The organism is Christiangramia flava JLT2011, assembly GCF_001951155.1.
GTDB lineage: Bacteria > Bacteroidota > Bacteroidia > Flavobacteriales > Flavobacteriaceae > Christiangramia > Christiangramia flava.
Genome location: NZ_CP016359.1, coordinates 1415418 through 1431379, shown reverse-complemented (window position 1 = coordinate 1431379; position 15962 = coordinate 1415418). Strand labels below are relative to the sequence as shown.

16 protein-coding genes and 1 pseudogene are annotated in these 15962 nt (G+C 43.6%); 13 read left to right on the top strand and 4 right to left on the bottom strand.

Going from position 1 to position 15962, the window contains the following annotated elements:
- Positions 1-5 precede the first annotated feature (5 nt).
- Positions 6-257: a hypothetical protein gene (locus tag GRFL_RS06120; protein WP_083643770.1), complete on the top strand. Its 252-nt coding sequence runs from the start codon at positions 6-8 to the stop codon at positions 255-257.
- Here the strand turns inward: GRFL_RS06120 and thiL are convergent.
- Positions 254-1306, bottom strand: coding sequence for a thiamine-phosphate kinase (thiL, locus tag GRFL_RS06115; protein WP_083643769.1), 1053 nt, complete (start codon positions 1304-1306; stop codon positions 254-256). The two genes, GRFL_RS06120 and thiL, sit on opposite strands and share 4 nt — an antisense overlap.
- Before the next feature lie 202 nt (positions 1307-1508).
- Here thiL and GRFL_RS06110 point away from each other — a divergent pair, with 202 nt between their 5' ends.
- The 10 genes and pseudogenes from GRFL_RS06110 to GRFL_RS06065 all read left to right on the top strand — a co-directional run bounded on the left by GRFL_RS06110 (position 1509) and on the right by GRFL_RS06065 (position 9521).
- Positions 1509-1838 carry a HesB/IscA family protein gene (locus GRFL_RS06110; RefSeq protein ID WP_083643768.1) on the top strand — a complete coding sequence of 110 codons (330 nt, stop codon included), beginning with the start codon at positions 1509-1511 and terminating at the stop codon, positions 1836-1838.
- A gap of 62 nt (positions 1839-1900) precedes the next feature.
- A complete protein-coding gene (gene sufB / locus GRFL_RS06105) occupies positions 1901-3346 on the top strand; it encodes a Fe-S cluster assembly protein SufB (RefSeq protein ID WP_083643767.1) in 1446 nt (481 codons plus the stop codon).
- A gap of 18 nt (positions 3347-3364) precedes the next feature.
- A complete protein-coding gene (locus tag GRFL_RS06100; RefSeq protein WP_083643766.1) occupies positions 3365-3769 on the top strand; it encodes a hypothetical protein in 405 nt (134 codons plus the stop codon).
- A 33-nt stretch (positions 3770-3802) separates the two neighbouring features.
- Positions 3803-4555, top strand: coding sequence for a Fe-S cluster assembly ATPase SufC (gene sufC, locus GRFL_RS06095; protein ID WP_083643765.1), 753 nt, complete (start codon positions 3803-3805; stop codon positions 4553-4555).
- A gap of 52 nt (positions 4556-4607) precedes the next feature.
- Positions 4608-5921 (top strand): Fe-S cluster assembly protein SufD, encoded by a 1314-nt coding sequence (sufD, locus tag GRFL_RS06090; RefSeq protein WP_083645984.1) that lies wholly within the window; start codon positions 4608-4610, stop codon positions 5919-5921.
- A 24-nt stretch (positions 5922-5945) separates the two neighbouring features.
- Positions 5946-7178: an aminotransferase class V-fold PLP-dependent enzyme gene (locus GRFL_RS06085; protein WP_083643764.1), complete on the top strand. Its 1233-nt coding sequence runs from the start codon at positions 5946-5948 to the stop codon at positions 7176-7178.
- Positions 7179-7348: 170 nt separating this feature from the next.
- A complete protein-coding gene (locus tag GRFL_RS06080) occupies positions 7349-7771 on the top strand; it encodes a SufE family protein (RefSeq protein WP_083643763.1) in 423 nt (140 codons plus the stop codon).
- 1 nt (position 7772) lies between these two features.
- Positions 7773-8096 carry an SUF system Fe-S cluster assembly protein gene (locus GRFL_RS06075; protein WP_083643762.1) on the top strand — a complete coding sequence of 108 codons (324 nt, stop codon included), beginning with the start codon at positions 7773-7775 and terminating at the stop codon, positions 8094-8096.
- A gap of 12 nt (positions 8097-8108) precedes the next feature.
- A complete protein-coding gene (locus GRFL_RS06070) occupies positions 8109-8627 on the top strand; it encodes a DUF2480 family protein (protein ID WP_083643761.1) in 519 nt (172 codons plus the stop codon).
- Positions 8624-9521, top strand: a pseudogene (locus GRFL_RS06065) (DUF3078 domain-containing protein). The gene GRFL_RS06070 and the pseudogene GRFL_RS06065 overlap by 4 nt, the downstream one beginning before the upstream one ends.
- A 38-nt stretch (positions 9522-9559) precedes the next feature.
- Here the strand turns inward: GRFL_RS06065 and GRFL_RS06060 are convergent.
- The gene (locus GRFL_RS06060; protein WP_083643760.1) at positions 9560-10642 is read right to left on the bottom strand and encodes a hypothetical protein; all 1083 of its coding nucleotides are present in this window, start codon (positions 10640-10642) and stop codon (positions 9560-9562) included.
- A gap of 165 nt (positions 10643-10807) precedes the next feature.
- Here GRFL_RS06060 and hflX point away from each other — a divergent pair, with 165 nt between their 5' ends.
- The gene (gene hflX / locus GRFL_RS06055; RefSeq protein WP_083643759.1) at positions 10808-12031 is read left to right on the top strand and encodes a GTPase HflX; all 1224 of its coding nucleotides are present in this window, start codon (positions 10808-10810) and stop codon (positions 12029-12031) included.
- Between the two features lie 68 nt (positions 12032-12099).
- A complete protein-coding gene (locus tag GRFL_RS06050; RefSeq protein WP_083643758.1) occupies positions 12100-12822 on the top strand; it encodes a hypothetical protein in 723 nt (240 codons plus the stop codon).
- Here the strand turns inward: GRFL_RS06050 and GRFL_RS06045 are convergent.
- Together GRFL_RS06045 and GRFL_RS06040 are read right to left on the bottom strand one after the other, a co-directional pair.
- Entirely contained in the window at positions 12815-13615 is an 801-nt protein-coding gene (locus GRFL_RS06045; protein WP_083643757.1) for an NAD(P)H-binding protein, read from the bottom strand. The genes GRFL_RS06050 and GRFL_RS06045 overlap by 8 nt on opposite strands.
- Positions 13612-15942: a M28 family peptidase gene (locus GRFL_RS06040; protein ID WP_083643756.1), complete on the bottom strand. Its 2331-nt coding sequence runs from the start codon at positions 15940-15942 to the stop codon at positions 13612-13614. The genes GRFL_RS06045 and GRFL_RS06040 overlap by 4 nt, the downstream gene beginning before the upstream one ends.
- Between the last annotated feature and the right edge of the window lie 20 nt (positions 15943-15962).

Genomic DNA, 15962 nt, shown 5'->3' with positions numbered 1-15962 from the left:
CTTATATGAAACATAAACGTCCTACTTCGTTTTCCATATCACAGGTTTATTGCCGGGTTTTTGGGCATCAGTTAAAAGTGTCAAAAAACATTACAAATCATGTGCACGAATACCAGTGCGCGAAGTGTGGTATGGAAATGACCGATACGGCAGATGGGTTGCTGGCGAGACTTACCCCAAAATTTAAGGAAACCAATGCTTACCTTGCGAAGATTCACAAAAGGCGCAAGCGGGTTTTCTTCGCAAAAGCTTCTTAATCTTCTTTGGGCATCGAGTTCCAGCCGCGGGCGATCAGTGGTAGTTTTTGATTGGCCCTGGTGATGAGGTGCATCCCTTCTTTTTCTTCCGCGATATGCCCGATAACCGTTAAATTTGGGTTTCCTTTGATTTTATCATAGTCTCCCTGGTCGATGGTGAACAGTAATTCATAGTCTTCACCACCGCTGAGCGCCACAGTCGTGCTGTCCAGTTCAAACTCCTCACAAACTGAAATCAATGCAGGATCAAGCGGAATTTTTTCTTCGAAAAGATTGGCGCCTACTTTGGAATTTTTACACAAATGAATGATTTCAGAAGAAAGTCCGTCACTAATGTCGATCATCGAGGTTGGCTTCACGTCAAGAGCTTTCAAGAGCGGCGGGATGTCTTTCCGGGCTTCCGGTTTCAGCTGTCTTTCGATGAGGTAAGTATATTGATCGAGATCTGGCTGGGCATTCGGATTTGCTTTAAAAACTTGCTTTTCGCGTTCCAGAATCTGAAGTCCCATATAAGCGGCTCCAAGATCACCGGTTACCACCAAAAGATCATTGGCTTTCGCACCAGAGCGGTAAACAACTTCTTTTTCTTCCGCATAACCTATTGCGGTAACTGAAATGATAAGCCCGGATGTTGAGGAGGTCGTGTCGCCACCCACCACATCTACCTGATACATTTTGGCCGCCAGTTGAATCCCGGCATACAGCTCTTCCAGGGCTTCGACCGGGAAACGATTGGAAACGGCTATGCTCACGGTGACCTGGCTGGCCGTTCCGTTCATCGCATAAATGTCTGACAAATTTACCATGACCGCTTTGTATCCCAAATGCTTCAATGGCATATAGGCCAGGTCAAAATGAACTCCTTCCACCAGGAAATCGGTACTCACAAGCGTTTGCTTGTGCTTGAAATCGATTACCGCGGCATCATCACCAATGCCTTTGATCGTTGATTCCTGTTTGCTTTCGAGCTGTTTGGTGAGATGGTCAATAAGCCCAAATTCTCCAAGCTCTGAAAGGTTTGTACGTTGTTCCTGACTATTTTCAAACATAATAGCAATTTTAAGGTGCAAAATTACAGCATTATTCTGCAAACGCGAAAACCGAAGGCAGAAGTTTTGATTTACAGGAGCCTGATCACATATTCTATTGAGGAAGTCTATAAATCAATTCTTAAAACATATGCGGGCTCTATGGTAAAACGTTCGTATTGTAGTATATTTGTGCCCAATTTAGAATTAATCTTGGTAGTCTATGATTAAAGTAAGTAACGAGGCTAAAACGAAGATCTCTGCTCTGATGACCGAGGAAGGTTTCAACGCTCAAACCGATTATGTTCGAGTGGGCGTTCGAAGCGGTGGATGTTCGGGGTTATCGTATGAATTGAAATTCGATAAGTCTCAAAATGAAGGGGATAAGGTGTTTGAAGACAACGATGTGAAGATCGTGGTAGACAAACGAAGTGTGTTGTACCTTGCCGGAACCATTTTGGAATATTCTGGTGGGTTGAACGGCAAAGGTTTTGTGTTCAATAACCCGAATGCACAGCGGACCTGTGGATGTGGCGAAAGTTTTTCGCTATAGGCTATAAGATGAAGTAGTAAAACGCGGTTTTTACCGCTGAAGCAAATTTAGAATTAGACGACATGGCATATACCGAAGATGATTTAAAGAAAGAACTGGAATCCAAAGAATACGAATACGGTTTTTACACCGATATCGAATCTGATACGCTTCCTGTTGGTTTGAATGAAGATATCGTTCGGGCAATTTCGAAGAAGAAAGAAGAGCCGGAATGGATGACCGAATGGCGCCTCGAGGCTTTCCGCTACTGGGAAGAGATGGTGGAGCCAGACTGGGCGAATGTTCATTACAAAAAACCAGATTTTCAAAATATCAGTTATTATTCGGCACCCAACAAAAAGCCGAAATATGACAGTTTAGACGATGTGGATCCAGAATTGCTGGATACCTTCAAAAAGCTGGGAATCTCTATTGATGAGCAGAAGAAATTGGCTGGTGTGGCCGTTGATGTAGTGATGGATTCGGTTTCTGTAACCACTACTTTTAAAAAGACACTTGCTGAAAAAGGCATTATTTTCTGTTCGATTTCTGAAGCGATCAAAGAACACCCGGAACTGGTAAAAAAATATATCGGTTCGGTAGTTCCGAAGAAAGATAACTTTTATGCGGCGTTGAATTCCGCAGTATTTAGTGATGGGTCTTTCTGTTATATTCCAAAAGGTGTTAGATGCCCTATGGAACTTTCCACCTATTTCCGAATCAACCAGGCAGGAACAGGACAGTTCGAAAGGACCCTGGTTATTGCAGATGAAGACAGTTACGTGAGTTATCTTGAAGGTTGTACCGCGCCGATGCGGGATGAAAACCAGTTGCATGCCGCAGTAGTGGAGCTTATCGCGCTGGATGGAGCAGAGATTAAGTACAGTACGGTACAAAACTGGTTCCCCGGAGGGAAAGACGGGAAAGGCGGGGTTTTTAACTTCGTAACCAAACGCGGACTTTGCGAAAAGAACGCCAAGATCTCCTGGACCCAGGTTGAAACGGGTTCTGCCGTAACCTGGAAATATCCTAGCTGTATCCTGAAAGGGGATAATTCAGTTGGAGAATTCTATTCGATTGCGGTGACCAACAATTTTCAGCAGGCAGATACGGGAACCAAAATGATCCATCTTGGAAAAAATACCAAGAGCACGATTATTTCCAAAGGTATTTCCGCGGGAAAATCACAGAACTCGTATCGTGGGCTGGTTCAGGTAAATCGCCGTGCAGAAAACGCAAGGAATTTTTCACAATGTGATTCCCTTTTGATGGGGAATAAATGCGGGGCGCATACGTTCCCGTATATCGAGGTGAATAATAAATCGGCAAAAGTGGAGCATGAGGCTACGACCAGTAAGATCGGGGAGGACCAAATCTTCTATTGTAACCAACGAGGTATTGATACTGAAAAAGCGATCGCCCTGATCGTGAACGGTTTCAGTAAAGAAGTACTGAATAAATTGCCGATGGAATTTGCTGTAGAGGCGCAAAAATTATTGGAAATTTCACTGGAAGGTTCTGTAGGATAGAACCGGAATTTTGGAGTTATGAAGAAGATTTTTGGATTGCTATTGAGCCTGATGATGTTGGTTGCCTGCCAGGATGATGGCCGTAAGGAGCTGATGAGTCAACCGAAACAGGAGAAGCTGCCAGACAGTATACAGGTTTTGAAAGGTGAATTCGTATACGGCGCAGATGCAGCGGTGATTAGGGGAGAAAATTTTGTGTACGGGGTGACGCTGGATTCCATGTCAAAAAAACTGGCCGAAGAGATCGCGCCATTAAAATCAGATGATTTTGAAATGGTTCCGGTAACGGTAAAAGCGAAGATCGTTCCCAATCCCGAGCAGGAAGGCTGGAAAGAGGTGATCGAAATTCAGCAAATTCTGGAAATCCCAGAGTCAATTTCTGAAAAAGATACGATAGAAAACAAGAAAAACGATAAAGAATAAAAACTGCCCATGGCAGTAAATAGATAGACAGGTATGTTACATATAAACAACTTACACGCAAATATTGAAGATAAGGAAATCCTGAAAGGGATTAATCTTGAAATCAAACCTGGAGAGGTGCACGCGATCATGGGGCCGAACGGTTCCGGAAAAAGTACGCTTTCTTCTGTGATTGCAGGAAGAGAAGAATACGAGGTGACGAACGGTGAAATGATCTTTGAAGGGGAAGACCTTCAGGAATTGGATCCGGAAGAGCGTTCCCATAAAGGTATTTTTCTTTCTTTCCAGTATCCGGTTGAAATTCCGGGCGTGTCAGTAACCAACTTCATGAAAACGGCCATCAACGCACAGCGTAAAGCCAGAGGTTTGGAAGACATGCCGGCGAATGAAATGCTGAAGCTGATTCGCGAAAAATCTGAAATGCTGGAAATTGACAGGAAATTTCTTTCTCGTTCCCTGAACCAGGGCTTTTCCGGAGGAGAGAAGAAGCGTAACGAAATTTTCCAGATGGCGATGCTCGATCCAAAATTGTCTATTCTTGATGAGACTGATTCTGGCCTGGATATCGATGCATTGAAGATCGTAGCCGATGGTGTGAATAAATTGAGAAGAGAAGACAACGCGGTTCTTCTAATTACGCACTACCAGAGACTGTTGAATTATATCGTGCCAGATTTTGTTCATGTATTGGTTGATGGTAAAATCGTGAAGTCTGGAGGAAAAGAACTGGCTTACGAACTGGAAGAAAGAGGCTACGACTGGATCAAACAGGAAAAAGCAGTTTAAACATTTGCTTTCAGGGTACTGAAATAAGTGTTGAACAGATTAATTGAACGAAATGGAATTAAAAGATAAACTCATCTCATCCTTCATGGCTTTTGAAGAAAGCCTGGACCCAGACAGCCATCTGAACCCGGTTCGGACTCAGGCTATCAGGGACTTCGAAAACTTTGGTTTTCCAAGCCGAAAGGATGAGAACTGGAAATATACCTCGCTAAACTCTATTCTGAAGCACGATTACAGCGTGTTTCCGAAGAAAGAAGATGCGATAGATTACAAAGACATCAAAAAGTATTTGATCCACGATATTGACAGCTATAAACTGGTTTTTATTGACGGGATCTACTCTTCACATTTATCGGAAACCACCCATGACAAGATCGATGTGTGCCTGATGTCTTCCGCGCTGAACAAGGAAAAATACCAGCCGGTCATTGAAAATTATTTCAATAAGATCGCGCCAAAAAGTGGTTTGAATAGCCTGAATACGGCTTTCGCCCGCGAAGGAGCTTTCATCCACATCCACAAGAATAAAATGGCTGATAAGCCTATCCAGATCATCAATTTTTCAACTGGAAATGAAACGTCTCTGCTGCTTCAGCCAAGAAATTTGATCGTAGCAGGAGAGAATTCACATGTTCAGATCATTGAAAGACATCAGAGCCTTACCGATCATCCGGTTTTAACCAATTCGGTAACCGAAATTTTTGCTGAAAAGCGTGCGATCGTAGATTATTACAAGATTCAGAATGATAAATCTTCAGCTTCATTGATTGATAATACCTTTATCGAGCAAAAAGGCGAGACCGAAGTTTCTGTTCACACGTTCTCTTTTGGCGGAAAACTGACCAGAAATAACCTGAATTTTTATCAGAAAGGTGAACGCATCAATTCTATTCTGAAAGGTGTGACGATCATCGAAGATAAACAACATGTAGATCACAATACGCTTGTTCACCATATCGAACCAAATTGTGAAAGCCACCAGGATTATAAAGGAATTTTTGGTGACAGCTCAACCGGTGTTTTCAACGGAAAGGTACTGGTAGAGAAAGAAGCCCAAAAAACCGATGCTTACCAGGCGAATAACAATATCCTGGCTGATGACAAAGCAACGATCAACTCCAAACCTCAGTTAGAGATTTTTGCTGATGATGTGGCCTGTAGTCACGGTTGTACTATTGGTCAGCTGGACGAAGAGGCTTTGTTCTACCTTCAGTCAAGAGGGATTCCACGAAAAGAAGCCCGCGGATTGCTGATGTATGCTTTTGCCAACAATGTATTGGAAAGCGTAAAAATTCCCGAGGTGAAATCGCGTATCAATAAACTGATCGCTACGAAACTTGGTGTAGAACTGGGTTACAACTTATAATATAAATCTGAAAATTAGACGGAGATGAGTCGGCAAACTGCGACTTTAGATGTAGAAAAGATCAGGAAAGATTTTCCTATTCTGAAGAGAAAAGTGAATGGCTATCCGCTGGTTTATTTTGATAATGCGGCGACTTCTCAAACTCCGCAGCAGGTGATCGATACCATTTCAGATTATTACTCGAATTACAACGCGAATATTCATCGCGGTGTTCACGCCCTGTCGCAGGAAGCGACTGATAGATACGAACAGGCTCGTGAGACCGTTCGCCAACATTTCAATGCAGCCAAGGCTCATGAAATTATATTTACTTCTGGTACCACACATGGTATCAATTTAATTGCCAATGGTTTTTCTTCGGAATTACGCGAAGGTGATGAAGTCCTGGTTTCAGCCATGGAGCATCATTCCAATATTGTTCCGTGGCAAATGCTTTGCGAGCGAACCGGAGCGAAACTGAAAGTGATCCCTATGGATCTGAAGGGGGAATTGCTGATCAGCGAGTTGGAAAAACTGATTTCTGAAAAGACCAAAATGGTCTTCGTAAATCATGTTTCCAATGCGCTGGGAACCGTAAACCCCATTAAAAAGATCATTGATAAAGCCCACGAATTTGGAGCCGCTGTCCTGGTCGACGGTGCACAGGCTGCACCACACATCAAGGCTGATGTACAGGCTCTCGATGTAGATTTTTATGTGGTTTCTGCTCATAAAATGTGCGGTCCAACCGGGGTTGGTATGCTTTACGGTAAGGAAGAATGGCTGGAAAAACTGCCTCCTTATCAAGGTGGAGGTGAGATGATTGCTACGGTTACTTTTGAGAAGACAACGTATGCCGGCCTGCCTCACAAATTCGAAGCCGGTACACCAAACATTTGCGGCGGGATTGCCTTTGCAGCAGCACTGGATTATATGAATGCGATCGGTTTTGAGAATATTGCGGCTTACGAGCAGGAATTACTTCATTACGCCACCAATAAACTGAAGGAGATCGACGGAATGGTGATCTATGGAGAGGCTGCTGAAAAAACTTCGGTGATCTCTTTCAATATCGATGGTTTGCATCCTTATGATATCGGTACGCTGCTGGACAAGATGGGTATTGCCGTGAGAACAGGTCATCACTGTGCCCAGCCAATTATGGATTTCTTCAATATTCCAGGTACCGTAAGAGCTTCTTTTTCTTTCTATAATACTTTTGAAGAGATCGATCGGTTTATCGAAGCCGTAAAAAAGGCCAAAATGATGCTTCAATAGCAGTGGCATTACAGCTGCGTGAATTTCAGAAGAAAAATTTCTGAAAAATCGTTTTCAAAAGCCACCGGGCTCTTATTCGGAAGACTTTCTATTAATTGAACCTATTCAGGGATTATCAGAAAATGTTGAATAGCAGATGTTCTTATTGTACTTTTGCTTAAAATTAGTCTATGAGTATAGAGGAAAAACAACAGGAGGTAATTGACGAATTTGCCATGTTCGACGACTGGATGCAGCGTTATGAATATATGATCGAACTCGGTAAATCGCTGCCGCTTATTGATGAAAAATATAAGATCGATGAAAACCTGATCAAGGGCTGCCAGAGCAAGGTTTGGGTTCATGCAGAACTGGACGGGGATAAACTGGTTTTTACGGCTGATAGTGATGCGATCATCACTAAAGGGATTGTCGCCATTCTGATCAGGGTGTTTTCCAACCAGCATCCTTCGGAAATTATCGAAGCAAACACCAAGTTCATCGACGAAATTGGCCTGAAAGAGCATCTTTCTCCTACCAGGGCTAACGGACTCGTAAGCATGGTGAAACAATTAAAAATGTATGCAGTGGCATACCAAACTCAATTGAAATAAGATGGAAGACGAAATAAACACACAGGAACTCGGGGAGAAGATCGTAAAGGTTTTAAAGACCATTTATGATCCTGAAATTCCTGTAGATATCTACGAGCTGGGCCTCATTTACGATGTGATGGTCAGCACTGATCATGATGTAAAGATCCTGATGACCTTAACGACTCCTAATTGCCCGGTAGCGGAAACGCTTCCGCAGGAAGTGGAAGAAAAAGTGAAATCACTGGATATGGTGAACGATTGCGAGGTGGAGATCACTTTTGACCCGCCATGGAGCCAGGATTTGATGAGCGAAGGAGCGAAACTGGAACTCGGACTTTTATAAAATTCTGAAAAAATGGCTGAAGAGATCGTAAACAGAGTAGCGCAGAGCAAACTGGTGACCTTCAACCTGGAAGAGTACTATCCGGAAGGACCGCGCGTGAGCTTCGACATCAGTGACTGGTTACAGGACGGTTTTGTACTGCGGGAAAAAGAGTTTCGCCAGCAAGCTAAAGAATACGACTGGGCAACCTTTAAAGGCGCTTACGTGGCGCTGAACTGCTCAACCGATGCTATTGTGCCGGCATGGGCGTATATGCTGGTTTCCACGTACCTTGAAGGTGTTGCAAAAAAGACGGTTATCGGTGATCTGGAAATGCTGGAAACCGTGTTGTATGCTGAAATTATCGATAAGCTGGACGTTTCAGGTCTGGAAGATCAGCCGGTCATTATTAAAGGTTGCTCCAGAAAACCTGTTCCGAAGAACGCGTATGTACTGCTCACTAACAAATTGCAACCGGTGGTAAAAAGTTTGATGTACGGGGAGGCCTGTTCATCGGTGCCACTATACAAAAAACCAAAAAATCAAATATGAAAAAACTATTAGCGATGGGCCTTACTTTGGGCCTTTTTCTTACTGCAAGTGCGCAGGAGACAGAAACTGATTCGATCCCGAACGGCTGGAAAACCGATGGAAACATTCAATTATTGTTTAACCAGTCTGCCTTTAATGCGGAATGGACCGGAGGAGGTACTTCCAGCATTGCCGGGAACCTGAACCTGAACTACGATTTCAATTATAAGATGGACGATTTTACCTGGGACAACAAAATCCTGGCGAACTATGGTCTTACCAAGGTAAAGGGTGATGATTTTGCCAGAAAGACCAGCGACCGCTTTGAACTGAATTCCGTAGCTGGAAAAAGAGATCAATAATAGCAATTTTTACTATTCCTGGTTTTTGAACTTCAGAACACAATTTGCGAAGGGTTATGAGTTTTCCGAAGATGCCGAAACAGGCGAAACGATCAGAACAGAAACCACGCATGCCTTTTCACCGGCCTATTTACAAACCGGTCCCGGTATCATGTGGAAAAAAGGAGATGATTTCATGGTGAACCTGGCGCCTGCAACCGCTCGTTTTATTTTTGTAGACAAAGCCTTTACTTCAGGTCCAGAGTATATGGATGGTGATTATTTTGGTGTGGATGCCGGCGAGGGGATGCGTTTTGAATTTGGTGCCTCGCTAACCGCTCTTGCGGCTTTCGACATTGTTGAAAACGTAAGAATGGAGAATTCCATCAACCTGTATTCCAATTACCTGGACAAGCCTGGGAATGTGGATATAGATTACCTGATGAACCTGCAAATGGGAATCAACGAATTTCTTTCTGCAAACTTATTGTTCCAGGCTATTTATGACGACAATGCCGTAGGCGCTTTCCAGATCAGGGAGGTATTCGGAGTTGGTTTCAACTATAAATTATAGAAATAAAAAATCCCGGCAATTCGCTGGGATTTTTAGCTTTATAAGGTGCGTAAACTTTCGTGTTCGTTGATCTTTTCGATCATCGATCGATCTGCCTCAATGGATTTATCGGTCTGCGCGTATGCTTCTTTCAGAAATGGATAATCCTCCAGTAACAACTCCATATTGCGATTGTTCAAAACGGTGGTAATGCCGGTCTGGGTATCCAGGATAATTCCGAGGTGCCGCATCGATATGAGCGTTCCTGCCAGTCCACCGGCTGCGGTCGCGGCAGAACTGGCATACTGGTCTTCAAAATAAATATACCTGCCAATCATTTTGGATTGAATGAAATATTCGCCCTGTGTGTATCGCGAGGCATTCAGGTAAACATGAGTGCCATCAGAATATCCAAAAAGATTTTTGATGCGCTTTTTCTTATTGCTTTCAAAAACCTGATAATGCTGTGCTTTTTTAGACTGGGAGATCATTTTGGAATAATACGGAATATCGGTTTTTGGGGAGTTGCTTTTCAGTTCCCCGAAATGATGGTACAGCCCTTTTTTTAAATTTTCCAATGGCTGAAAATGCTGCTCGTTCTGTACCAAAACATTTTTAACTTCTAAATCGTCCCAATTACTCATGGCGAATTGCTCTATGCATTCCTGGATGGCCTGCCTGATGCGTTTATCGTGACCTGCCGTTACATCCAGGCCACCATTTTCTACTTTGCTGGAAAACTGGCCTAAAGAGTATTGCCGGCCGTTTTCCTCCTTCAAAAATTCAAGATTTACGTCACAGCTGCCAAGTTCAGACATCGCTGCGGTGCGCTCGGAAATGTATAGCTGGTGCACCTTCAGTATCAACGGCGTTTTGGAGGCTTCGGAAGGAAGAAGCCCATTAAAATAAGACTGTAAATGTGGAATGAAATCTTCCGAAAACTGCGCGGAAACCTGTTTGTTGAACATTCCTCGTTGAGCTACGCCGATATTTTCCTTCAGCGGCCTGGCATCGATTATTTCGGAAATATAAAAATTGGTACTCAGTGGCAGATCAGGTGTAATTGTGACCTGCAATTCCTTCTGCGCCCTCAGTCCTGAAAAGGATACTATCAGAAAGGAAAAAATAAAAAATTGTTTCATGGAAGTAGCGTTAGCGGAATTTTAGAGATCGATTGATTTTGCTCGATCTGGTCCAAAACGCTTACGAATGTAATTAATTTTTCAATCTGAAAATCAACTGCTAAAAAATCCTAAATAAATGTTGAAGTTACAGCAGTTTCCAGCCGATTCTATACCTTTGCAGGTATGATTGAAAAGACCGATTTACAATACGAAAAAACCGTTCTCATAGGGATCGTAACTCGTGAACAGGACGCCGATAAACTGGAAGAATACCTGGATGAGCTGGAATTTCTAACCTACACCGCAGGCGGTGAAGTCGTGAAACGGTTTTCTCAGAAAATGGATATGCCAAATCCCAAGACCTTCATTGGTACGGGAAAGATGGAAGAAGTACGTGAATTTGTGAAGGAGCATGAGATCGGTGCTGTAATTTTTGACGATGAGCTTACTCCTGCGCAGCAAAAAAACGTGGAAAAGATCCTGAAATGTAAGATTCTTGACCGTACTGGTCTAATTCTGGATATTTTCGCCCAGCGCGCGCAGACCAGTTATGCGAGAACACAGGTGGAACTTGCCCAATATGAATATTTACTCCCCAGGCTGGCCGGGATGTGGACGCACCTGGAGCGCCAGCGTGGAGGTATCGGGATGCGAGGTCCCGGAGAAACAGAGATTGAGACCGACCGTCGTATTGTTCGGGATAAAATTGCTCTGTTGAAGAAGAAATTGGAAACCATCGACAGGCAAATGGAAGTGCAGCGAGGAAATCGCGGCCAGCTCGTGCGTGTCGCTTTAGTGGGGTATACCAACGTTGGGAAATCCACGCTGATGAACGTAATTAGTAAAAGCGAAGTTTTTGCTGAAAATAAATTGTTCGCCACACTGGACACTACCGTTCGAAAAGTGGTGATTCGAAATCTTCCTTTTTTGTTGACAGATACTGTAGGTTTCATCAGAAAACTGCCAACCCAGCTGGTAGAGTCTTTTAAATCGACCTTGGATGAGGTGCGGGAAGCAGACCTGCTTTTACACGTCGTGGATATTTCTCATCCAAATTTCGAAGAACATATCGATTCGGTAAACCAGATCCTTCGCGAGATCGATACTCTGGATAAGCCAACCCTTATGGTCTTCAATAAAATTGACGCCTATAGACCGGAAGAGATCGATGATGACGACTTGGTGACCGAGCGAACCTCTGCGCACTACAGCCTAAAAGAATGGAAAAAGACCTGGATGAACAGGATGGGAGATGATGTATTGTTTATCTCGGCGATCAATAAGGAAAACATGGAAGACTTCCGAAGAAAAGTTTACGAAGCGGTACGACAGATCCATATCACGCGTTTTCCATACAATAATTTCCTGTATCCGGAATATGATAAATATGGAAAAGAACAGCAGTAACTTACCAAAGCTTTAACCTTTCTGTTTCGTAATATTTTTAACTTTATCATAATCAGAAATTTACGATTATGAAGAAGTTCTATATTGCGATATTCCTGTTTTTTCCTGTATTGCTTTCTGCGCAGACTTTGGAAGGCTCCTGGATATTGACCCAGCGAAATGGTAGCCCCGTTCAGGATACGCAGGCTGTCAGGATCTATCAGGATAACTATTTTTCCGAAGCCGCCAAGAATACGACCAATAACGAATTCCTTTGGGCTAAAGGTGGCGAATTTCAAACCAGGGACTATCGGGAATTAATCGATTTTGACACCCGCGAACCCGCACTTGTGGGAGATACACTCGATTCTAAACTCAGCTTTGTTTCAGCAGATCAAATCAGGATCAATCACGGGGCTGAAGAAGAGGTGTGGCAACGTCTATCCAGCTCAGCCAATGATCTTTCAGGAAACTGGGTGATTACCGGGCGGCAGCGCAATGGAGAAATGAATACCATGACCCCGGGTGACAGGAGGACCATTAAAATTTTAGGAGGTGAGCGTTTTCAGTGGGTGGCTTTTAATTCAGCAACCGGTGAATTTTTTGGTAGTGGTGCCGGAACTTATACTGCAAAAAATGGAAAATATGAGGAAATGATCGATACGTTTTCCAGGGATAAGAATCGGGTAGGAACCAGGCTGGAATTCCACTATGAAGTGAAAGACGGGCAATGGCATCACTCGGGAAAAAGTTCCAAAGGCGAAGATATGTACGAGATCTGGTCGGCGTATGCGGAAGCTTATGTTAAATAGGATGCTGAAATTTAAAGCCTAAATCGATCAATTTCCTGGAGCTGATGATCTTTCCTTTCTGTTTCTTGTTTTCAAGAAATTCCGGTATTTCCAAGCCTTTTTCCCTGGCCTCCCTTTGGTAATAATCACGGCGCGTAGGATGTTCGGGGTAGACGACATTCCAAACCGAATGATCTTTTTTGAGACCGATCAGTTTTTCCAGCGCATTAATGCAATCTTCACGATGTACCAGATTCACCGGAGCATCAGGATTTTTCAGTTCTTTTTTGCCAGCAAGGTATTTTACAGGGTGCCTGTCGCCTCCAAATAAACCTCCGAAACGTACCACCGAAATATTCCAGTTTTTATGATTCAGGAACAATAGTTCAGCATTGCGCAGCTGGATAGCTTTATCACTGGAATTATTGGTGGACGCGTTTTCATCATATTCCGGGAAACCGGGTTCGTCTTTATAAACCCCGGTGGAACTGATATAAATGATCTTCTGTGGATCGGCTTTTTCCACATAAGGCAATACCTTGCGCATCTTTTTTACAAAATTGACCTTCGGATTTTTTCTCAGCCCCGGCGGAACAGCAACAATAATCACGTGACAACCTGAAAAAAAAGAACGAATATCACCCTGAACGCCTTTTTCAAAAAGCTTAATATTATAGGGGATGATCTTCGCTTCCCGCAGTTTTGCCATATTCTCGATATTGGCCACCGAGCCCCTAACTTCGTGATTTTCTTTCTTTAATTTTTTAGCGAGTTCAATTCCCAGCCATCCGCATCCCAGTATCGCGATTCTCATTCTTTTTCCAGACTTACAGTTTTCTTTAAAATAGTGGCATCGTTCAGGATAAATGGCTTCGGAATCATTCCTTTAGGCCTTTTCTCCACTCCCAGTTCCCTGTTTCCTATCAGGTCGTATGCCGACTCGTAAATTACGAATTTTGGTTTATGATCTGGCCTGTTTTCAAAACTGAATTCCAGGCTTAACGTATCGCGGTTGGTTACATAGTAGGTGAGCACGCGTTCCTGCCACCTTTTGCCGTGCACATGGTAGGTTTCTTCGGCTTTTTTAAGCGAGCCAGCAGCGAGTCCGTTGGCGCTGAAATCCTGGAAATTGATGTCGTTCAACTCGTAGATCTCGATGCGATTGACCGGCCTGTTCGGTGCGATTTTCATGGAATACCGACTAATATTGGCGGTATCGTTCTCGATTTCTGAAAGGATGACCGAAGGCTGCGGAAGGTCGATCATGGGAGCTTCAGCTGAAAATGTGAATCCGTTGCCATATTTACTGCTGAAATTTGATTCGGGATTCGTATGTACCTGCGGGTCATCACCAAAAATTTTTTCCGTCCAGTCATCTGAAATATGGTCATAAGAATAGAAATTAGCCGTTTTTTCATCTAAATCCTGCACATATACGAGGCTGTTGGGCTTCGGGCGGTTCTCATTAAAACCTGACCGAAAATGTGCAATGATTACCAGTACAGCGAAAGCGATGAGGCAAAGCGTTCCGAAGGTTTTCAGTTTTTTAAAATAGCCGAAAACAGGAATGTGCAACAGGAACAGCAGCGCCGCTAAAATTCCGGAAGCAAAAAGCATTTTTAGTCCGAGTGCCACCGGAAGGCTCCATACAAATGGGGCGATCAGGACGATTGCAGGAAAGCATAACAATGCCATCAATGCCCGGTTGGGTTTTTCCTGCCTGATCATGACAAATAGCTGGATGAGTCCAAAAAATACCGGTAGCAGGAAATAGGATGCGCCCGTTAAATAAACCGATAGCAGGGCACAGACGATGATCCATAATAGCAGGGGGGCGATAAAAAGGTTTTTTCCGCCGCTTTTTTTCCTAAAAAGATGGTAAACGTAGAAGCAGATCCCGATTGCCAGGAGGATGCCGGCAGCCAGGTAATTATAACCATTATAGGGAAAACCCTGAAGAATTTCATCATATCCCGGATACAGGAACAGGCAGGCTTTCCAAAACAACCAGACCCCGATACCCGATGCGATAAGACTTATCAACATAGGAAGAAATCCGAAGAAAATATCACCAATTTTAAAGGCCTGTCTTCGCATTCCGTAGATAAGCAGCAGGATAAATGCCGAGATGGCGACGATGAGCATGGGAATGATCCAGTCGTATGGATAGGTCACAAATTCACCAAACGGCAGGTTAAAGTAGATCAGATCGCGATCACTGTTCAGCTTATCAAGGTCAGCATCTTTAAAATAATCCAGTAAAGGCATCAGGTAAGAACCCTGCTGTTTCAACGTGGAACGATCTAGTCGTGCCGGAAGATCCATCGCGGTATGATAATCAAAATGGTCATCTATAAAAGCGAAATTATAGCCGTTGATATTCGCATCTTCTCGCAGAACCGTAAGATCAGTATCGTTTGGAAGCATTTTATAAATACTGTAGGCCAGCGAGTTGCTGACCGGGAATTTTGGGTTTGCTGCTTTAAAAGCCTTGATTAGCCGGGAATTGCTTCCGTTAGTTTCCAGCAACATAAAACTGTTGCCGCCACTGCCTCGCGCTTCAAAGTTCAGTGCCAGTTTAGCATCCCTGGCCCAGGGATGATCTTTTACAAATAGTTCGGCGCCGTTGAGACCTAACTCTTCAGCATCTGTAAAGAGGATGATAATATCGTTTTGATGCGGTGTTTCTTTTTCAAGAAACGCCCGTAGCCCTTCCAAAATGGTAGCCACGCCGCTCCCCGCATCACTGGCTCCATTAGAAGAATGCGGCGCACTATCGTAGTGTGTCATCAAAATAAGCGCATTGCCATTGCCGGAACCTTTGATCCTGGCCAGGATGTTTTCAGGCAGCACCAGCGTACCACGGGCATCCAGGTTATAGCCTTCCTGCGTTTGGACTTCCAATCCCATTTCCTGAAGCTGGTCTACGATATAATTTCGCATCTCACTATGTGCAGCACTGCCTACATAATGGGGGATGCTTCCAATTTTTTCTATATGTTTCAGGGCTCTATCAGTCGAAAAGGCCGTTGCCGTCATGCTCTCGCCGGAATGGTAATTAGACTGATCAAAATTAAAACTGATCCAAACAGCCAGGATCAATAGTAAAAAGGCCAGAAGGCCGGTTAATCTCTTACTCATCAGTGGGTTTTGAACTGATT